The organism is Bacillus sp. FSL M7-1345 (assembly GCF_038006985.1).
Taxonomy (GTDB): domain Bacteria; phylum Bacillota; class Bacilli; order Bacillales; family Bacillaceae_G; genus Bacillus_A; species Bacillus_A cereus_U.
The window spans coordinates 660308-681166 of the sequence record NZ_JBBOWG010000001.1; the positions used below are offsets into that span (position 1 = coordinate 660308).

Genomic DNA, 20859 nt, shown 5'->3' on the forward strand with positions numbered 1-20859 from the left:
AGTTTAATATAAAGATATTGTGATTATACAAGTTGAAAGAGGGTACATGATATGCAATATGAGCTTTTTTCGGTAAGCGGGGATCATATTACAACTTTTGAAAGCGCATGGCGTTTTCAGGAGGGAGAACAGATTTTTGTTCATGATGATAATACAAAACGAAATTTTATTATTATTCGCTTAACACATGATTTATTTCAAAAAAATACACATGTTATTCGCTTGTATTGTCAGGAAAAGAAAGTTTATGCATAAGGAAAAACCTCTTACTATACGGGGGCAGTAAGAGGTTTTTTATCCCGCTATTTGTGGGCAGTAAAACTCCCACCTCAAAATTCGGCCCGAGCAAAGAAGTTAGGTGGGAGATCAACTGCCCGTAAAAGCCCGATTGGTGAAGGCTAATAATCAGTGGGGGATGAACAAAACCCTCACTGATTAAAGTTTCACTTTATAAGAAAATGATAGTTAGCACACCTACGATAATACAGTAGAAAGAGAAATATTTTAAATTTCCTTTTGCCATAATGTTCATAAACCATTTTAATGAAATATATGTCATGACAAATGTTGCGATGAAAGCAACAATATAAGGTACAAGTAATGTATCTAAATTTGGATCGTTTGCAATGTCTGTAATACTTAACAATAAACCACCTAAGCTAACAGGAATGTATAGTAAGAAGGAGAAGCGAAGAGCTGTTTCTTGCTTCATACCAAGTAACATTGCTGCTACGATTGTAGCACCTGATCTGCTTATACCAGGAATTAGTGCGCAAGCTTGTGCTAGACCAATAATGATTGCATCTTTCATAGAAAGGTCGCCATCATTTTTACGCCCACGCAAGTTTCGAATAATCCAAAGACCGATAGCAGTAATAAGAAGGGAAATTCCAACCATTTTCACACCTTTTAAATAGTGGTCGATATAATCTTTAAATAAAACTCCAATAACACCTGCTGGAATGGTTGCAATAACAAGGTAAATAATAAAGAAGAAATCTGATTTTGCGTCTTCTGCTCTTGTAAATATATAAGATAGACCATTCTTCTTTAGACGAATTAAATCATTTCTATAAATAAGTAATACAGCTAATAATGAAGCTGAATTAACAAGTAGTTCGAAGCTAAACCCTTCTATTTTTAGTCCTAGCAAATGCTGTGCTAAAACGAGGTGACCGCTTGAAGAAATCGGAATTGGCTCTGTTAGCCCTTGGAACAGACCAAGAATTAAATATTTTAAAATGTAGTAAAATTGTTCCATAATAACCTCCTTGTTTATTAGTCGAAAGAAACAACTTTTCCATTATAGCAAAAGAGAGGATGAATATTGAGAAGAAATAAATATTCGAAATATAATAAAAATCCCTTATACCGGTATAAGGGATTTTTATTATTAATGAGAAGCTACTGTTTCTTGAAGACTTTTAGTTAATTGAACATCGACTTTTTCAGCATCATGAATGTGATTCATAATAGTAGTATTTAATTTTTGGAACATTTGCTGTGTATTTGCAAATTCTCGTAATATATCATCATTACAAGATTTTTGGTTTTCGATAGCTTTAATAACATTTGTAGCGCCACTTTGTAATGTTTGAATCATTATTAAAATATTTTCAATTCTAGCGTTAGTATCGGCGCTCATTTCTACACCTTCATCAACTAAATGTAAATTATCTTTTGTATTTTCGTACGCTTTTTCAATTTCCTCTTGGATTTTTTTCGTTAAATTGCCAATGTTTTTTGTACTCTCCGCTGTGCTTTCTGCTAGTTTTCTTACTTCATTGGCAACAACAGCGAATCCTTTTCCATGCTCTCCAGCACGTGCAGCTTCAATACTTGCATTTAACGCTAATAAATTTGTTTGCGCAGCAATGTTTTGAATTACTTCTACAATTTGCTCGATTTCTTTTGAGCGTTCACTTAAATGATTCATACTATTAGACGTGCGCTGAGATTGTTCACCTAATTTATTAATTACAATGAGTAAACGGTGAACAGATTCTTTTCCTTCATTAGAGCAATCGATAATTTCTTCAATAGACTGAATTAAGCTTTGTTCTTTTTGTAACATTTCACTATTTAATTCATTGGAATGTGTCGTACGTGTTGAAACATTTTCAAAACATGAGTTTAATTGTTGAATTAAATTTTGGAGTGTATGGTGCTGGTTATTTACAAGTTGATGCTCTTGAACAACGCTTTGTACACGGTCGTGGATAGAAGAAATAGTCTCTTGGTTTTCAATATCTTTTTGTTTTAATTCTGTTTCTAGCTCATGTATACGATTTTCTAATTGATCAATTTTATGTTGGAGTGCTTTCTTTTGAGTAAACATGTATTTATCTCAACCGCCTTTAGAAGTTATATTTTCTCTATATTTGGATTTTAGCATCTTTTATAATTTTTAAATATAGGAATTGTTAAATATTTAAGAATCTATTACATTTTATTCATAATTCCCTTTTTTTTGTCATGAAAAATAAACTGTATTTAATGGTTCTGTAAACAAACTGTAAAATAAATCATGTATAACTGTATAAGAAGGGAGTCGGATTATGAACTATTTTAAGCGAATCAGTAGTCTAGTAGTAGCAGGAATTATCGTTCTTTCTAGTACAGTCGCTGTAAAAGCAGAGTCAAACGACGAGAAACTTAACAACATGCAACAGCAATTGCAGCAAAACGATGCAGATATGCAGAAGAAAGAGCAAGAGAAGCAAGCTGTTAGTAAAGAAATTCAAGGTATCGAAAATGAACTACATAATTTAAATAATACAATTGCAAAAAATAAAGAGGATCAAGCTGCTATTCAACATAAAATCGATGAAACACATAAGCAGATTGAACAAAAAAAAGCAGATATTATCGTTTTAGAAGATAAAGTCCTTGCTCGTAAGGATATTATGAAAAAACGTATGGTTTCTGTTCAAAATAGCTCAAATACGAGTTTAGTAGTAGAAGTTGTTGTAGAATCAAAAAACTTTGCAGATTTCATACAACGTATGAACGCAGTTACTACTATTCTAGAAGCAGATAAAGAAATTTTACGTCTACAAGAACAAGATCTTCGTCAAATTGAAGAAGATAAAAAAGCAATTGACGAAAAAGAAGCATCTTTAGTAGTAGATAAGCAAAAATTAGCAAAAGCACAAGCAGATTTGCAAGATAACTTGAAAAAACGTCAAGATAACTTACAAACGGTTCAAGCTAAATATAATCAGATTGCAAGCCAACTTAATTTAGCAGCGGAAGAGAAAGCAAAAGTTGAAGCAAATATGAAAGCAGTACAAGAAACAATTGCTCGTGAACAAGAAGCAGCAAGAATTGCAGCAGAAGAGCGCGCAAAAGCTGAAGCAGCTGCAAAGGCTGAGCAAGAAGAGTTGGCAAAAGCGAAGGCAGCAGCAGCTAAGCAAAAAGAAGAACAGGCAGCTAAGCCGGCAGAGCCTGTAGCTAAAGATACAACACCAGCTAAGCCGGATCCAAAACCAGCTCAAGGTGGAAAAGAATTTTATGTAACAGCAACTGCTTATACAGCTGATCCATCTGAAAATGGCTATAAACCGGGTGAAATTGTAAAGTCTAAGTTAGGACATAATTTGACTGCAAATCCAAACATGAAACTAATTGCTGTAGATCCAGCTGTGATTCCATTAGGTTCTACTGTATATGTGGAAAATTACGGTACGGCGATTGCTGGAGATACTGGTAGTGCGATTAAAGGTCATATAATTGATTTATTAATGCCAGATTCAGCTACAGCTAATAATTGGGGCAGAAGAAGTGTTAAAGTTACAATTTTAAACTAAAACGTAATCCAACTTTACAATACGTAAAGTTGGATTTTTTTGTAAAAATAATGTTAAGTTAAGTGTACATTTTGTTAAGAGTAGCATACAATAATGGTAAGAGGTGGTAAAAATGACCATTTTAAACAGGGTGAAGGAATTAAGAGCTCGCTTTAATTTTTCGCAAAGTGTATTAGCAGAAAAGGTTGGGGTGACGAGACAAACGATCGCTGCAATTGAAAAAGGGGATTACGTTCCTTCATTGTTACTAGCGTTAACGATTTGTGATGTGTTCCAGTTAAAGATGGAAGATGTGTTTGTTTTAAATAAGGAGGGGGAAGAGAATGAATAGACTTGTTGCTTCATATATCATAAATGTATTTTATAGCGCACTAGCATGCTGGACATTTGTTGAACTTTATAATGTGGTCACAGAGCTCGCAGATATAATTAAAAACGAGAAATTCCCATTTGAAGTATGGTTTAATGGAGTACCATTCGTTTTATTATTTATTGGGGCTATTATAGTTACAATTTTTTATAGAATGCAAAAGAAAAAATACAAGAATTTATCTTTTTGGATTTATCCATTATTGTTTCCGTTAGAAGATGAACGTGAAAAAGCAATTACGGAGAAAGCTTGTCGAACAACTTTTGTTTCGTTATGGTATGTGTTACCTTGTGCAGTTGGATTTTTAACTCTTTCGCCTCTTATTAATGAATATCTTCCTGGATACCCGCTGTATATTCTATTTTCTATTTTCTTTATTCAAATGACAGTCTTCCACGTATCCCTATACAGAAATAAATTGGCTTAAAAAGAAACCTTCTTGCATATGCAAGAAGGTTTCTTTTTAAGCTTACACTTGTACATATAGCAATATTGTCTTATCATTTTATATAGAGTAAGATTTTGTAACGGAAAGGAATTGTATATGAATAAGCAAAGAATTTATAGTATAATAGCAATCCTTCTATTTGTTGTAGGTGGTGTATTAATCGGAAAGCCATTTTATGATGGATATAAGGCAGAGACGAAACAGACAGCGAATGTACAAGCTGTTCAAAAGATGGAATATGAAAAGCACGACACGGAATTTGTAGATGCTTCAAAAATTAATCAACCAGACTTGGCAGAAGTAGCGAGTGCATCGTTAGATAAAAAACAAGTAATCGGTCGTATTTCAATTCCGAGCATCTCATTAGAACTTCCTGTTTTAAAAGCGTCGACTGAAAAGAATTTATTATCAGGTGCGGCAACTGTAAGAGAAAATCAAGTAATGGGACAGGGGAATTATGCGCTTGCAGGGCATAATATGTCAAAAAAAGGTGTTTTATTTAGTGATGTATCAACTTTAAAGAAGAACGATAAAATTTATTTGTATGACAATGCAAATGAGTATGAGTATACTGTTACCGGTGTATCTGAAGTGACTCCTGATAAATGGGAAGTTGTAGAGGATCATGGGAAAGATGAGATAACACTTATTACATGTGTATCTGTTAAGGATAATTCTAAGCGTTTTGTTATTACGGGTGATCTAGTAGGAACAAAGGCGAAGAAATAAAGAAAAAAGAAGGTTCACTCTTTAAAGAGTGAACCTTCTTTTTTTATCTAACATTTAGAAATAAAAGAATATTTTAGTTGGTATTTAAGTATTTTTCTATTTTTATATAATAAAGTAATGAATCTAGATTTTGGGAGGAACAAAAGTGAAACAGCAAGTAAAAAGACTTCTTTTAACAACAAGCGTAGCGTTATTGGTAGCGCCAATTTCTGCTTATGCACATCCAGGACGTACAGATGCTAATGGTGGACATACGTGTCGTACAAATTGTGAAAAATGGGGATTGCAGTACGGGGAATATCATTATCACAATAAACCAGCTTCTAGTAGTGGTGCAACGAGTCCAGCTCCTAGCCAAAATAATAATGGTGCTGTAGAAGCTGAAAGACAAGCAGAAGTGCAGCGTAAAGCTGAGGCAGAAAAACAACGTGCTGCAGAAGCACAGCGTAAAGCAGAGGAAGAGAGACAGCGCGCTGCAGAAGAACAGCGCAAAGTAGAGGAAGAGAGACAGCGTGCTGCAGAAGAACAACGCAAAGCAGAAGAAGCACGTAAGGAAGAGGAAGCGCAGCGTAAAGCTGAGGCTGAAAAGGGACAAGCTGAAGGGCAAAAAAACGGTGAGACAGATTTTAAAGCAGGAAAAAACAATGCAGAAGGACATGTAGCTGGAAAGTCAGATGCATATAAACAAGCATTTACAACTACTTATGCTGTAGCATGGTCTTTAGAAGAACAGAAAAAAGCGCATTTTGAAAAAGGTAAAGAGCGAGGGTTAGCACAAGAAGCAATGGACGATAGTCAAATTACTCCTGAGTTTAAGGTGAACTTTGCAGAAGGTTTCCAAGTAGGTAATAAAGAGAGAACCGAAAAGATTGAAAAAGAACAAGCGGAACTTGGTGAAAAGGCTGGTAAAGAATTAGCTGAAAAGAAACCTGGAAATACTGAAAAGGATACATATGTGAAAGCATATGAAACCGCGTATGAAACAGGATATAAGTTTGCTCAAAAAATGGCGAAAAAAGCTGGATATACATATGCATTTGAAAATTATGATTTGAAAGTTCCTGCTAAGTATGAAAAACACGAATCATTAAAGAAATGGTTTACGGAAGGATTTAAATCAAATAAAAAGGCAGCAGAAATCCGAGAAGAAGGATATAAAAAAGGAGATAGCTGGCTTTCATTTTTCTATAAAAACTTCGTGCCAAGTGAATATAAAGAGCACAAAAATCTGTATGAACAAGCAATAGAAAAAGGTAAAAAAGCATAAAAAAAAGATGAGGAATTTTTCCTCATCTTTTTTAATCCATCCATTTCACTAATTTCTTAGAAATTAATAATAAAACACAACCTAAAATAATTGCTGCAGCTCCGATTACTGTAAATACTTCAGCATATCCAAGTGAAGTTGTGAAGCTTGCAAGCTGTCCGCCTATAATGTTGGCGATTCCTGAGCTTGCTAGCCATACTCCCATTAATAAAGAAGCAAGTTTTACTGGAGCAAGTGCGCTAACCATTGATAGTCCAACAGGTGATAAGAATAACTCACCTAACGTATGGAAAAGATACGTAAAGACGATAAATAGTAAGTTTGCTTTTTCTGTAATGTTATGTTCATCACTACCTGTTTTTAATGTAGCGATAACAAGAATGATATAACCGATACCGAGTAGGATCATACCAAGTCCCATTTTTGTTGGGATTTTTAAATCCCCATTTTTTCTAGTTGCAAGTTTTGCCCATAATGTTGAAATGACTGGAGCAAGTAAAATAATAAATAACGGATTGACCGATTGGAACCAAGATGTTGGAACTTCCCATCCGAACACAGAGCGGTCTACAAATTTGTTTGTATATAATGTTAACGAACTACCAGCTTGTTCAAATCCAGCCCAGAAGAAGACAACAAAGCATGTTAAAATGACGATAACTGTTGTACGTTGTTTTTCTTTTTTTGTTAACGGTGTATTTCCTACTGTTTGTTGTCCAGCAGCCGTTTGCAAATCGCGAGTTGGTTTTTTACCGATATCACCAAGGAAGCGATTTGATAGTGTTGTAAATAAAATTTGTCCAATGATCATTCCGATTGAAGCGGCTAAGAAACCGTAACGGAATCCGTAATGAACAACACCGTCCACTGTTGTTTTAAATAAATTTTCTGATAAAAATCCGCAAACGAGTGGAGCTAAAAATGAACCGACGTTAATACCCATATAGAATATTGTAAATGCACTATCACGTTTTGGATCGTGCTCTTCGTATAATTCTCCAACAAGTGTAGAGATATTCGGTTTGAAGAATCCATTACCGATAATAATAAGCGCTAATCCGAGGTATAGACCGGCTTGGTTTTGCAAGGCAAATAGTGTAAGGTTACCGATTGCCATTGTTATACCACCAATTGTGATGGCTTTTCGTTTACCTAGAAAACGGTCTGTTAAGTATCCACCGATCAATGGTGTGAAATAACAAGCACCAGTATAAAATCCGTAAATAGAGAGTGCCCAAGCGGGACTAAACCCAAGACCACCACTTACTAAAGCTGTTGTTAAATATAATGTTAATAATCCTCGTAATCCATAGTAACTAAACCTTTCCCACATTTCTGTAAAGAAGAGTAAGTATAAACCGGGAGGATGTTTCTTTTTTCTTTGTTGTTCTCTTTCTAGTTGCATCGTTGATTCCATGTGATTTTTCCTCCTGACACAAACAAAAAACAAAGTTAATAGTTTTGTATATTTAATATTTTACTTTATTAACTATTAAAAGTCAATAAAGGTTGATTTTTCAGAAGAAATTGGAAAAGGGAAGTAGATATAGAATGGGTGTTTCTTTTGTGGTAGACTATGGACTATGTTTTCTTTGTAAGGAAGCGGATTATCGCGTTTTTCCTACGTGTGGAATAGATCTCATGCGAGATGAAATTGAAGAAGGAGAAAGAAATGAAATTGTTACAGAAAAAAGAAATTTTGCTTATTAGTCTTATGTTATTCTCTATGTTCTTTGGAGCGGGAAATCTTATATTCCCACCTTTCCTTGGATACGAAGCGGAAGAGCATGTGTGGATTGCATTGCTAGGTTTTATTATGTCAGCAACAGGGCTTCCGATATTAGGTGTTATCGCTATTGCGAAAGCAGGGAGCTTTCAAACGTTAGCGGGCAGGGTTCATTCTTCATTTGCAATTATTTTTCCATGTATTGTGTACTTATTTATTGGACCAGGTCTTGGTATACCACGTGCAGGAAGTTTAGCTTTTGAAATGGGACCAGGTCAGTTGTTCCCAGAAGCGGGTAGCGTAGTTTTGTTATTGTACACGGCTATTTTCTTTAGCATTGTTTACTGGTTAAGTTTATCTCCGTCCAAATTAATGGGCTTGTTTGGAAAGGTGTTAACGCCTTTATTATTATGTATGATTGCCATTATATTTATAAAAAGTATGTTTACATCAGTAGGCGGTGTGAAAGAGCCTACAGGAAATTATGGACAAGCTCCTATGTTTCAAGGATTTTTAGATGGTTATTTAACGATGGATGCATTAGCGGCTTTAATCTTTGGGATTGTTATTGCAAATGCTCTGCGTGCAAAAGGTGTAGAGGATGATAAAGGTTTAGCGAAATATATGAGTATTGCTGGTATTGGAGCAGGGCTTTTATTATCTATTATTTATGTCATTCTTGGATATGTTGGTTCAATTAGTGGTTCATTGGGTACATTTGATAACGGTGCGAAAGTGTTAGCACAAGTTATGACGACATTATTTGGACAAGGTGGGTTAGTTTTATTAGGCCTTATTTTTACTGTCGCTTGTCTATGCGTTTCAATCGGACTTGTTACGTCGTGTAGTCAATTTTTCGCAAGTGTATTTCCGAAAGTATCTTATAAAGCTTGGGCATTTATATTAAGTTTTGTTAGTATGGTTTTAGCTAATTTAGGATTAACGCAAATTTTAAAAGTATCGGTACCGATTCTTGGATTTATTTATCCAGTTGCACTAACGCTTATTATTTTAGGGTTATTCCATAAGTATATTGGGAAGTATGTATACGTATATTCGGTAACGATTGGGCTCGTAGCGGCATTTAGTGCGATTGATGTTTTAAACAAAAGTGTACTGATGAATAAATGGACACCACTACTAAAAATTCTTCCGTTTTATACAGAAGGTGTAGGATGGATTGTTCCGGCATTTGTAGGTGTCTGCCTCGGTGTAATTGTTAGTATTGCTATAAATAAGAAGAAATAAGTAAGAGGTGTTTTCCTATTTGGGAAAACACCTTTCTTTTTTGGGAAAAATAGTATTGAAAATGAATAGACTAAGAGTATGATAAAGGTAATTGGTAATATATAGGTCAAGTGAAAAATCGATGATGAGGGGGGATTGTATGAAGGAGGATTTAAATAAGAAAATAGAAGCGCTCGAAACGGCAATTGAAACGATGCAAGAGACACTTTATGAATTGAAAGCGAAACAAAGAAAAATAGAAGTAGATAAAGTTCAACAAAATGTTAATAAGGAAAAGAAAGAATATATTGAAGCAGTAAGTAATGAAAAGTTACAAGAAGATGTTGTTAAGAAGAGGAAGTCCATGCAAGAGCCAGAGGTGAAACAAGTAGATATATCTGCATTTAAACCAGAACCATTTAATATTATAAAGTTTTGTCAAACATGGTTACCACGCATATTTGTCGGTATTATGCTACTTGGCGTTATTTGGTTATTTAAAGCAGGGGTAAATGCCGGATTGTTAACACCAGCGATACGGGTTCTGTTTGGCATCGTACTATCTGCCGGTTTGTATTATGTAGGAGATATACAAATTAAAAGAGAGCGGCAAGCGTTAGGGTTAGTATTAGCTGGAGGAAGTATTACGGGAATTGTTTTAACAACGTTTGCGGCACATTATTTATATGAATTTATTCCTGCAAGTATTGCGTTTATTTGCAACATTATATGGGTTATTTCAGGGATTTATTTAGCGAAAAGATATAGATCGGAATATCTCGCTATTTTCGTGGCGGTAGGAGCATTTTTTGTTCCTTTCTTGTTAAATAGTACGACTCCTAATACGTATATTTTCTTTAGTTATGAGACGATATTAACAATTAGTCTATTATGGTATGCATTGAGAAACCGTTATAAGTACTTGTATATGATTTCTTATGTTGTGGCGGCAATTGTCCTATTTGTCTTCTTTGCTGTTATGTCAATATTAGTAGAGAATGTGCAAGTACAGTTAACAGTTGTATACGGCGCAATTCATTTACTATTATTTTGGCATATGTTTTCGGAGAGAAGTTTTATACAAGAAGCAAGATTGGCGATATTTAGTGCGAATGCAGTTTTCTTTATTTTAGCCATTTCTCAAATTCCTGAATTTACAACGTGGGGATTAGTTATAAGTGCATTCGTGCATGTTGTTATGTTCGCACTTGAATATAGGAAGAATAAACATTCTGTATTTACAAATCTAATATTTGGCTTTGCAATGGGGTCATTTAGTTTAGCGATTTTATACGAGTACAGTTTGGTGAATGCAGCAATCGTATTATTGTTACAAGGTTTCCTTGGTATGGTTACTGCTATTAAAGTAAAGCAAAATATTAAATTGTATGTAAGTGTAACGATTTATGCCATTGGAATGGTGCAGACGATTTTTAGTCCGTTTGATGAGTTCATTTCGGCAGGATTTGTCGCTCATGTTATTTTGATAGGAACGTTCTATTATTGCATGAGACAAGCGAAAGAAGTGTTAGCGAGTTTTGGTAAATATGTTTATTCCATAGCGCTCTACTCGTTAATGGTCATTGTATTTATTACAATTACTAGGATCGGTGAAGTTCTTTCTACAGATGGAAGTATAATTAGCGTATCTGTATCGTTATTATGGATGGTATATGCGTTATTTGCAGTTTGGTTTGGCCGTTATAGACAGATGAACGAAATATTATATGCTGGCTTAGTCGTATTAGTAGTAACAGTAGGGAAGTTATTCCTTCTCGACCTACCAGAGGTGTCGATGATGATCAGGGCGGTGTTATTCTTAATCGTTGGTAGTATAGGTATCGTTATTTCAAGAATGTTTTTCTCAAAAGAAGAGAAGTGAAAAGAAGGCAATCCATATCCGGATTGCCTTTTTCATTATTTTTTATTAATCGTTACAGTTTCACTATATTTCGCTGTCGTATTTTGACGTAGACGAAGTGTTGCTTGTCCAGTTGTATTTGGATCAAGTTGTACATTCACAATTTTTTCAGCAGATCCTTGGTTATTTGTGATGAAAGAGAATGCACTGCTATATCCGAAAGAAGATGGCCAAGTGCCATTTGTATTTTGAACTTTTGCCACCTGTGTTCCGCCAGTTGTGAAGATACCTAAAGAATAATTATTGTACGTTGTATTTGGTAATAAGTTATTTACTTGAATCTTCATTTGGAACACTTCATTGTTTGGTAGAATGCTAGGGTGCGTAATTACGTAATCACTCGTTGTCACTGCACCGTTATAGCCGTATGAACCTGGTTTGAAAGTATTTGTATTGAACCACTGGTAACCTTGACTTGGTGCGCTCCAAGGTTCTGGTTGTGGTTCTGTTGATAAACTTGGTTGTTCAAATGTTTGTAGAGCTGTAGGTGCATCAAGCTGTAAACCACTCACTTGATCTAAGCTTGTAAATGTTTCTTGCTTCGCTAACCAATTCACGATGTTTTCTAATAGAACAGCATCGTTTTCTTCTTTATAACCATCATAAGTTTTCTTTGATTGACCTGAATCTTCACGAACATATTTTGGCGTAGCATCTTCAACAGGAGAAGAATCACCAATAAAGGCTGCTTTTCCAAGGCCAACTTTCGAAATGGCAGCATAAGGACCCTCTGCAACGCCACCACCGTTATAAACGCCGCTATCAACAGCGTTATTCCATTTTGATGGATTTTCTGGAAGATATACAAGGCCTTTCGCTAGTTTTGGATTTGTAATCGCAAGAGTAGAGCCGGCATGCATTGCTACAGATGAAACGCCAGTTGTAATTCCGAATGATTGTGCAGGTGAGACAATATTTTTAGCTGAAACATCACCAAGTGCATTGTAACGGAAGCGAATACCGAAATTATCGGATAGCCAATCAGAGCTTTCTACTCCTTGCATAGCTTGTGAAGTTGTTTCTTCATTAGACATTCCCTTTGCTGGATTATCCCATGCCCCGCGTCTATATCCATTGAACACTTCTGAGGAGTCCCAGCGGTTTTTATTACGATCTGCATTATAATGATCGGCAATGAAGAAAATACTGCCGCCATTTTTCACGTATTGTAACATTGCGTCTTGCTCAGATTTTTTATAAGGAATATTTGCTTCGGGAACGATAAATACATTGTAATTTTTTAAATCGTCGTATGTAATAGATGTTGATTTACGAAGTTCTTTTACATGATATCCGTTTTGGGCAATGCCGTTTCCGAAATCAGAAAAACCGCCATCAATAACCCAATCAGCTGTCCCGGCCGTTTGACCGTGTGTATTATCGAATAATACTTTCTTCCCATTGTTTTGATTTACAACTTTTGCAGCAATTTCAGGAGCTGGATCTACAGAGCTTTCGGCATAAGTAGATGGAACATAAGCGCTTCCTAAACTGATTGTAATTGCTGTTGCTAAAGAAAATTGAACCCATTTTTTATTCTTCATAGAAGAATCCCCCTAATAATAAATATATGTGCTTTAATAATGTAATTTATTTTTCTGTAAAAATAAAGATAGAAAATATTAAATAGTGTAAAGATAACGTTAATTAGATTGAGAAATATTTGCGCGAATAATGAAAAAATCTCTCCCTAGTAAAGTAGGAAGAGATCGTGGACTTAACTAATTTTTGAATTAGATGATTCATCAAGTTTATGGAACCCTTTCATGTAATACACGATAGCCAAGCCGATAAGCCAAATTGGACCGACGATTAATGCGATTCGTGTATCTTCTGAATAAGCCATTATACCTAGTACAAGTACAAGGAAGCCGAGTGAGAAATATGAACTTAATGGGTGTAAAGGCATTTTATATGTTAGTTTTTCCTTTTTATTAGATTGTAATCCTTTACGGAATTTAATTTGAGCGACTAATATTATACCCCAAGTCCAAATTGCGCCGAAAGTTGAAATACTAGTTAACCATGTAAACACTTTTGCAGGAACAAGATAGTTTAATATAACGCCAACGAGTAACACGATTGCTGTTGCGATAATTCCTTGACTCGGAATACCGTTTTTATTTAAACGACCGAATCTTTCGGGTGCTTTCTTTTGTTGTGCTAATGTAAATAGCATACGGCCTGTACTAAACAAACCACCGTTACAAGAAGAAAGAGCTGCTGTTAAAACAACAAAGTTAATAATGCCCGCTGCCTTTGCGATACCAATTTGCTGGAATGTTAGCACGAAGGGACTTCCTTTTTCGCCAAGTTCGTTCCAAGGGTAAATTGCCATCATAACGAATAGAGCTCCAACGTAGAATATTAAAATTCTCCAAAATACATTATCAATTGCTTTTGCGAGTGTCTTTTTCGGATTTTGAGCCTCACCAGCTGTAACTCCGATAAGTTCGACTCCTAAATAAGCGAATAATACCATTTGTAAGGAAAGTAATAATCCAGAGAAGCCATTTGGGAACCAGCCCCCATGTTCCCAAAGATTTGAAATACCAGTTGCAACGCCGCCATTTCCAAATCCGAATAGAATAATACCAAAGCCAATCACTATCATACAGATAATTGTGACAATTTTGATGAGAGCAAACCAAAACTCAAGTTCTCCAAATACTTTCACAGATAAGAAGTTGAAAGCACTCATTAATAAAAGAGCTAGTAATGCCCAAGTCCAGCGCGGGATATCAGGGAACCAGTACTGCATGTAAATGCCTGCTGCTGTAATTTCCGCCATACAAGTAACAACCCATAAAAACCAGTAATTCCAGCCTGTAATATACCCAGCTAGTGGGCTGATGTAATCATTTGCATATTTACTAAAAGAGCCAGCAACCGGTTGTTCAATTGCCATTTCTCCGAGTGCGCGCATAATGAAGAAAATAACGAGTCCGGCAATCATATAGCCTAGTAAAATAGATGGGCCAGCTAGTTTAATAGCGGAAGCTGATCCTAAAAATAGTCCAACGCCAATAGCTGAACCGAGAGACATTAAAGTAATATGCCTTTGTTTTAAGCCACGGTTTAAATTTTCAGATTTGTTTGTTTGCTGCATAAGAAGAATACCCCCTGTAGAGTGAACAATATTTGAATGAATCCACTAAATATTTAACTATTTCAAATTATAAAACATTTCTATCTGTTATGCTACAAAAATAATCATAATAAACTGTACTACATCTGTATTTGTCAGACTTAAACTTAAAATTCTAACTATTAGAGAATATATTGACTCTTCTTTTTATTGATTGTTAAGATTAAGTATTACATTTTCTCACATACTAATAAGAAAAGAATGTGTGATAATAATTCAGGTGTAGGAAGGGTACATAAGTATGTTTCAATTACAAAAGTATAACACTTCTGTGAAGCAAGAAATTTTAGCTGGCATCACAACTTTTTTTACATTTGCGTATATTCTTGTCATCAATCCGAAAATATTATCTGATGCAGGTGTACCATTTGATCAAGCATTTACAGCAACTATTATTGCGACAGTTGTTGGAACGCTATGTATGGCGTTTTTAGCTAACTATCCAATTGTTATTGCTCCAGCTATGGGAATGAATGCATATTTTGCTTATTCTGTTGTTCAACAGGCAGAGGGGATTACATATGTCATTGCGTTTTCGGCAGTATTTGTAACAGGTATTATTTTTCTTTTATTATCTTTCACCTCGTTTAGGCAAAAGCTAATTGTCGCAATTCCTGACAGTTTAAAACATGCAATTGCAGGTGGAATCGGATTATTTATTGCTTTTATTGGATTGCGACTTTCGGGTATTATCGTTGAACATCCATCTAACTTAGTTACAATCGGAGACTTTCATTCACCGGCTGTTATTTTAACAATAGTTGGTTTAGTGTTAGCGGCGGTATTAATGGTATTACGTGTTAGTGGTGCATTGTTTATTAGTATGATTGTGACAGGGATTATTGCTTTCTTTACAGGGCAATTAAAGTTTGAAAATAACATTGTCGCAATGCCACATTTACCAGAAGGAATTATTGTTTCAAACCCTATCAATGCATTTTCAGATGTAATTCAATACGGTTTATATGGGGTTATTTTTTCATTCTTACTTGTACTTTTATTTGATACAACAGGTGCGTTACTTGGTTTAATTAAACAAGCAGGTTTAAATACAGATAACACTGAAAAGCGCTTTGGTAAGGCGTTCATTGCAGATGCAATTGGCGGGACGACAGGTTCTATCTTTGGGACAAGCCCGACAGCAGCGACAATTGAATCGTCAGCTGGAATTGCGGCAGGTGGTAAAACTGGATTGACAGGTATTGTAGTAGTTTGTTTAACGATTATAACGGCATTCTTTAGCCCTGTTATTGCTTCTTTATCAAATGTAGCGGCTATTACAGCCCCATCACTAATTATAGTAGGGAGTTTAATGGCACAAAGCATTCGTGATATTAATTGGGATGAGTTTGAAGATGCATTACCAGCATTTTTAATTTTCGTTGGTATTCCGTTAACATCTAGTATTGCGAATGGAATTGCAATCGGATTTTTAGTGTATCCAATCTTAAAAATTGTGAAGGGGAAAGGAATGGAAGTACATCCGTTACTATACTTATTTACCATTTTATTTGGATGTCATTTATTCTTATAATATAGATATAGAAAGGGGCTTCTTATGAGAGGCCCCTTTTTTGTGTATAATAAAGTGAAACTATAATCAGTGGGGATTTTGTTCATCCCCATTGATTATCAGCCCTCACCAATCGGGCGTTTACGGGCAGCCCGACTCTCACCTAACTTCTTTGCTCCTGCCGACTTTTGAGGTGGGAGTTTTACTGCCCACAAATAGCGGGATAAGGTGAAAATTAAACCGAATTTGTAAAGTATAAATTACTTAATGACATATATATGTTACAATAAAGATAGAGGAGGAACATGAATGGCTGTAAGTAAAATAAAAGTCGCGCGTGTTCAGTTAGATTTAACACAGCAACAATTAGCAGAAAAAGTAGGCGTTACAAGGCAAACGATTAGTTTAATTGAGAAGGGGAAATACAATCCATCTTTAGATTTATGTTTGAAAATTTGTTATGCGGTAGATAAAACATTGAATGATTTGTTTTGGGAGGAAAAGGAGTGATAGGGTGAAAATCGTGAAAGATGAACGTTTAATGATCGAGGGGTTAAAGCATATTAGACTAGCTTTCATCTTACAAAATATTGTCATACTAAGTATCGTGTTTTACCGTTATGTTTTGCAAGGGGCAGGATATGAAAGTGTTTCGGATTTATTAATGGTATTTATGGGCGGGATAATAGTTATTAACTTTTTAAACTTAAAAAATTCGGTGGAAGTGTATGAGCATACAGGGGGAGTATCTCGTAGTTATTTCATGAAGCTATTATTCATTCCAGTAGGTATTGTTATTGGTATTTTAGCTATTTGTATCATTGTAACACCAGATATTTCGATAAAGGAAATTAGTATAACAGGACTTATTATGTTTGCTTGCTTTTTAATTCCTAGTTTGTTTATATACATATATATGAAAAAAATAAAAAGTGAAAATGAAATATAAGAAAAGCTTTCTGCAATATGCAGAAAGCTTTTCTTATATTTCATTATACATTACTTTATGTAGTCCTATTGGATCAATCTCGAAGATTTCACCATGCTCATGGAAACCTAATCGTTTGTAATAATCGGCTACGGTAATTCGGGCATTACACCATAGAATATTTGCTTCGCGTTCTTGGAGGACTTGTTCAGCTTTACGAATTAAGGAGCTGCCAGCATGCTGGTTTCGGAAATTAGGTAATGTTGCCATTCCTCGTAGACGATAGTGGGTACCAGCTTGTAAATCAGGATGTATTTCTTTAGAGAAGGAGGCGATGCTAACAAGTTCATCATGTAGAAATGCACCTAAATGAAAGGCGTCTGTTTCGTAATCTGAATCGTATTTACAATCTGCTAATGATTGATTGGGACGCAAAACCTTTTGGCGTAATAAGTATGTTTCAGATGCATCAATATGTTTCACTGTAATCATAATATCATCCTTTCTTATAAGCCTTTTTCTATAAGTTGTAAGAAGAAATATGCGGGTGCAACGAGAAGTCCTAGTATGCTAGCGGTTCCGAGAAGGAGTGAAAATAAGAGACAAAAGTACTTAATTCCATTTGATTTTTTCCATCCGTAGCTACAAATTTCAATGCTAATACCGATGAGAATAATGGCGACGAGTACTTCTGCTAATAATAAGAGAGCTAAAGTTGAAATAGACATAATGTTATTCATCCCCATAATACGTGATAGTAACATTTTACCATATGAAAATGAAAAAATGCCCCTCATTTATGTGAGGGGCATTTTCTACTCTAATATATTTTTCATTGTATCAATATGTTCTTTTGAACCCGTTACAAGTAAAGTATCGCCATACTGTAACTTCGTATCACCATGTGGTATTAACGCTTTATTACCACGGTAAATTTGAATGACAAGTACATCACCTAAAAACGGAAGGCGACGAAGTGCTAAGCCGTTATATTTATTACTTCGTAGTGCAACCTCACGCACCGTTTCATTTGCTGTTGTAATTAAGCGAACGAGACTTGGTTTATCAATAAGTGCACGTAATAAAATACGTGTAGAGTTAATAGTCGAGAATACAGCGATATGTTCTTGAGTCGCCTTTTCTTGTAGAAGGGGATCTTCTACACTTGCGATGACGTGTTCAACACCTAATTCTTTTGCGTGTTCTGCTAATAATAAGTTTTGTTCATCATCACTTGTCGCAACAACAACACGGTCTGCTTCGAAAGCTTTTTGTTCCATTAAAGATTGAATAGTAATCTCATCTAATTTTACAATAGGGAAGTCATGAGATTTCGCTTCCTCATCATTTATTTTATTATGACGTATCATATATAGTGTTACGTCATAATCTTCACGTTTTAAATCAAGTGATAGCGGAAGGGTAATTCTGCTTGCACCAATAATAGATACTTTCGGTTTTGGTGTTTCCACTTTTGGAAACATCTTGTTAAATAATATAGGTGCAAAAATACAAGTAATAACTGCGCTTAAAATAAGAGATGCTGATAAACTTGGGCTAATGATGCCTAGCTTTTCACCGATTTGTGCAGCCGCAATAACTAAAGAAAGTGTTGATGTTAACAAAATGGCACTTCCGAGTACGATATTGCGTGGGTACCATTTTCGTAAGACGAGTGATGGCAACAGTTTTGAAATAAAGAGTCCCACAATTAGAATTGGGATCATTAGCATACTAGAAGGCTCTTTAAAAATAGACCATACTTCTAGATTTACACCAACCATTACGAAGAAAATAGGGATGAAGAAACCATATCCGATGGAATCAAGCTTTTCAACCATATCTTCATTTGGTGATAATAAAGATACGAGTACACCTGCTAAAAAGGCTCCCAAAATATTTTCTGCCCCAACAGATTCAGATAATCCAACTAATATTAAGATGAGTGCAAAAACAGCTCGTGTATCAATTTGTACACTACCGGCTTTTAGGCTTTCTAGGTATGGAATATTTTTAAAACGTCTTGCGACAAAGTAAATTACAATACCAGCACCGAATAGAAGAAGTAGAAGCCACATACTTTGGCCACTTTCGGAATTTAATCCGACGAATACCGCGAGTAAAATCATTGTAACTAAGTCTGCAATAACAGCGACTAATAAAATGATTTGCCCGATTGCGGTTTTTCCTAAGTTATTTTCTTTTAATGTGGGCACAACGACACCTAAAGAAATAGTTGAAATAATTAAAGTCATGAACATTGCATTGTCTACGAATCCTAGCCATACGAATAGTAATGATAGGGCATAAGATAAAATGAAAATAAATAAGAAGATAATGCTTGCTGCTTGGAATGTGTTTGGTTCGTTTGTCGTATTCTTTTTCCCTTTTTGCTTAAAGATCGAAAAGTCAATTTCTAAACCACTTAAAAACATTAGGAAGATAAACCCTAGTGTTGATAAGACTTGAAGCCACATATCTGGCTCAATGATGTTAAATCCACTTTTACCTACAAAGATTCCTGCGATAATTTCTGCAACAACGACAGGAAGTGCTTTTAATTTAAAGCGCTGTAACAAAAGGGGAACGAAAAACGTGATTGCGACAACAACCATCAGTGATAGAACAGAAGAATGATGTTCCACTGCGTTCTCTCCCTTCAAATAAATATAGTACCTATTTAGCCATATAATAGGTAGAAAAGCAACGCATATGGATTCGATTTCATAAAGAAAGAGTTTTCTTAACATTTGTCATAATAAGTATATTTTCCGTGATTTTGTTGTTAATTCCGTAATGTGGATGTAATAGGGGAGAGAATAAAAAAAGACTGCTGAGGAATCCCAGCAGTCTTTTCATGCAAATTACATTGAGAAGAAAATCCATACAGTAAGACCAACTGTTGCAATTGCAACGAAGAAACTGTATATCATTGTAAGAATTTGAATGCTTCCTTCTCCTTCTTTTAAGTGCATGAACATAATTAATTGTAATAACGCTTGCGCAACTGCCATGATGATGATAGTTGTTAATATCGTTGAAAGTGGCAGGTTTGTGTAAAGTGCCACGTATAACGCTAGAAACGTTAGTGCAAGCGATAAAATAAATCCGAAAACGTGTGACCATGGGAATCCGCTATGCGCATTTGCTTGATTGTTATTTTGATCCATTTACGCCACCATCCCGTTCAAGTAAACTAGTGTGTAAATAAAGACCCAAACAAGATCAAGGAAATGCCAGTATAAGCTGATAATAAATACTTTACGAGCTGTAACTGGTGTTAAACCTCGTTTTAAAATTTGGATAATAACACAAGTTGCCCAAATGATACCACCTGTTACGTGGGCACCATGCGTTCCAAGAAGAACGAAGAATGCAGATAAGAAAGCACTTGTTTGAATAGTTGCGCCTTCACCAACGTACAAAATGAATTCTTCAATTTCAAAGAATAGGAAGCCTGCACCTAAAAGTAAAGTCAGGATAAACCAAGCTAACATTCCTTTTTGATTGTGTTTACGCATTTCGTGAATTGCGATACCACATGTAAAACTACTTGTTAAAAGTAACAGTGTTTGAATTAAAAGTGTTTTAACTTCAAACAATTGCGCTGGTGTTGGGCCATCAGCCGTACGACCAGCAAGGACTAGATAAGAGGCGAAAAGTGTTGCGAACAGCATAATTTCAGCCCCAAGAAAAATCCAGAATCCTAGGATATTCAATCTGCTTTGTTCAGATTGATATTCCAAAGGTAAGCTTTTATCTAAAGCCGCCAT

20 protein-coding genes and 1 pseudogene are annotated in these 20859 nt (G+C 35.3%); 11 read left to right on the forward strand and 10 right to left on the reverse strand.

Annotated elements, in window-relative coordinates:
• The first annotated feature begins 51 nt into the window (after nucleotides 1-51).
• Nucleotides 52-255 carry a hypothetical protein gene (locus tag MHB76_RS03330; protein WP_078173816.1) on the forward strand — a complete coding sequence of 68 codons (204 nt, stop codon included), beginning with the start codon at nucleotides 52-54 and terminating at the stop codon, nucleotides 253-255.
• A gap of 193 nt (nucleotides 256-448) precedes the next feature.
• On the opposite strand, the gene MHB76_RS03335 is transcribed toward MHB76_RS03330, so the two are convergent.
• Nucleotides 449-1261, reverse strand: coding sequence for an undecaprenyl-diphosphate phosphatase (locus MHB76_RS03335; protein WP_340985674.1), 813 nt, complete (start codon nucleotides 1259-1261; stop codon nucleotides 449-451).
• A 132-nt stretch (nucleotides 1262-1393) separates the two neighbouring features.
• A pseudogene (locus MHB76_RS26255) lies at nucleotides 1394-1912 on the reverse strand (methyl-accepting chemotaxis protein); the annotation flags it as partial.
• Between the two features lie 646 nt (nucleotides 1913-2558).
• Between MHB76_RS26255 and MHB76_RS03345 the strand changes: the two are divergent.
• From MHB76_RS03345 to MHB76_RS03365, 5 genes are all read left to right on the forward strand, one after another.
• Nucleotides 2559-3809, forward strand: coding sequence for a 3D domain-containing protein (locus tag MHB76_RS03345; RefSeq protein ID WP_078173814.1), 1251 nt, complete (start codon nucleotides 2559-2561; stop codon nucleotides 3807-3809).
• 112 nt (nucleotides 3810-3921) lie between these two features.
• Nucleotides 3922-4140, forward strand: coding sequence for a helix-turn-helix transcriptional regulator (locus MHB76_RS03350; protein ID WP_000154012.1), 219 nt, complete (start codon nucleotides 3922-3924; stop codon nucleotides 4138-4140).
• Nucleotides 4133-4606, forward strand: coding sequence for a DUF2178 domain-containing protein (locus MHB76_RS03355; RefSeq protein WP_078173813.1), 474 nt, complete (start codon nucleotides 4133-4135; stop codon nucleotides 4604-4606). Before MHB76_RS03350 ends, MHB76_RS03355 begins: the two co-directional genes overlap by 8 nt.
• A 117-nt stretch (nucleotides 4607-4723) precedes the next feature.
• Nucleotides 4724-5356: a class A sortase gene (locus MHB76_RS03360; RefSeq protein ID WP_002159273.1), complete on the forward strand. Its 633-nt coding sequence runs from the start codon at nucleotides 4724-4726 to the stop codon at nucleotides 5354-5356.
• A 145-nt stretch (nucleotides 5357-5501) separates the two neighbouring features.
• Nucleotides 5502-6623: a YHYH domain-containing protein gene (locus tag MHB76_RS03365; RefSeq protein ID WP_078173812.1), complete on the forward strand. Its 1122-nt coding sequence runs from the start codon at nucleotides 5502-5504 to the stop codon at nucleotides 6621-6623.
• Between the two features lie 31 nt (nucleotides 6624-6654).
• Here the strand turns inward: MHB76_RS03365 and MHB76_RS03370 are convergent, their stop codons facing one another.
• Entirely contained in the window at nucleotides 6655-8040 is a 1386-nt protein-coding gene (locus MHB76_RS03370; protein ID WP_078173811.1) for a peptide MFS transporter, read from the reverse strand.
• 255 nt (nucleotides 8041-8295) lie between these two features.
• Between MHB76_RS03370 and brnQ1 the strand changes: the two genes are divergently transcribed.
• Nucleotides 8296-9597, forward strand: coding sequence for a branched-chain amino acid transport system II carrier protein BrnQ1 (gene brnQ1, locus MHB76_RS03375; RefSeq protein ID WP_254866009.1), 1302 nt, complete (start codon nucleotides 8296-8298; stop codon nucleotides 9595-9597).
• A gap of 139 nt (nucleotides 9598-9736) precedes the next feature.
• Nucleotides 9737-11458: a DUF2339 domain-containing protein gene (locus tag MHB76_RS03380; RefSeq protein ID WP_078173809.1), complete on the forward strand. Its 1722-nt coding sequence runs from the start codon at nucleotides 9737-9739 to the stop codon at nucleotides 11456-11458.
• Between the two features lie 35 nt (nucleotides 11459-11493).
• Here the strand turns inward: MHB76_RS03380 and MHB76_RS03385 are convergent, their stop codons facing one another.
• Nucleotides 11494-13041 (reverse strand): DNA-binding protein, encoded by a 1548-nt coding sequence (locus MHB76_RS03385; RefSeq protein WP_078173808.1) that lies wholly within the window; start codon nucleotides 13039-13041, stop codon nucleotides 11494-11496.
• 173 nt (nucleotides 13042-13214) lie between these two features.
• Nucleotides 13215-14606 carry an amino acid permease gene (locus tag MHB76_RS03390; protein WP_078173807.1) on the reverse strand — a complete coding sequence of 464 codons (1392 nt, stop codon included), beginning with the start codon at nucleotides 14604-14606 and terminating at the stop codon, nucleotides 13215-13217.
• Between the two features lie 280 nt (nucleotides 14607-14886).
• Between MHB76_RS03390 and MHB76_RS03395 the strand changes: the two genes are divergently transcribed.
• The 3 genes from MHB76_RS03395 to MHB76_RS03405 all read left to right on the forward strand — a co-directional run bounded on the left by MHB76_RS03395 (nucleotide 14887) and on the right by MHB76_RS03405 (nucleotide 17107).
• On the forward strand, nucleotides 14887-16179 hold the full coding sequence (locus MHB76_RS03395) for an NCS2 family permease (RefSeq protein ID WP_078173806.1): 1293 nt from the start codon (nucleotides 14887-14889) through the stop codon (nucleotides 16177-16179).
• 288 nt (nucleotides 16180-16467) lie between these two features.
• Nucleotides 16468-16668: a helix-turn-helix transcriptional regulator gene (locus tag MHB76_RS03400; RefSeq protein ID WP_000301182.1), complete on the forward strand. Its 201-nt coding sequence runs from the start codon at nucleotides 16468-16470 to the stop codon at nucleotides 16666-16668.
• 4 nt (nucleotides 16669-16672) lie between these two features.
• Nucleotides 16673-17107, forward strand: a complete 435-nt coding sequence (locus MHB76_RS03405; protein ID WP_078173805.1) for a hypothetical protein — start codon at nucleotides 16673-16675, stop codon at nucleotides 17105-17107.
• Between the two features lie 33 nt (nucleotides 17108-17140).
• Here the strand turns inward: MHB76_RS03405 and MHB76_RS03410 are convergent, their stop codons facing one another.
• The 5 genes from MHB76_RS03410 to qoxC form a co-directional block, all read right to left on the reverse strand.
• On the reverse strand, nucleotides 17141-17578 hold the full coding sequence (locus tag MHB76_RS03410; protein WP_078173804.1) for a GNAT family N-acetyltransferase: 438 nt from the start codon (nucleotides 17576-17578) through the stop codon (nucleotides 17141-17143).
• A gap of 14 nt (nucleotides 17579-17592) precedes the next feature.
• A complete protein-coding gene (locus tag MHB76_RS03415) occupies nucleotides 17593-17883 on the reverse strand; it encodes a DUF4022 family protein (RefSeq protein WP_002114192.1) in 291 nt (96 codons plus the stop codon).
• Nucleotides 17884-17901: 18 nt separating this feature from the next.
• On the reverse strand, nucleotides 17902-19731 hold the full coding sequence (locus tag MHB76_RS03420; protein WP_078173803.1) for a monovalent cation:proton antiporter family protein: 1830 nt from the start codon (nucleotides 19729-19731) through the stop codon (nucleotides 17902-17904).
• A 219-nt stretch (nucleotides 19732-19950) separates the two neighbouring features.
• Nucleotides 19951-20256, reverse strand: a complete 306-nt coding sequence (gene qoxD, locus MHB76_RS03425) for a cytochrome aa3 quinol oxidase subunit IV (protein ID WP_002159260.1) — start codon at nucleotides 20254-20256, stop codon at nucleotides 19951-19953.
• Complete coding sequence (gene qoxC / locus MHB76_RS03430) at nucleotides 20257-20859, reverse strand: cytochrome aa3 quinol oxidase subunit III (protein WP_002029841.1); 603 nt, start codon at nucleotides 20857-20859, stop codon at nucleotides 20257-20259.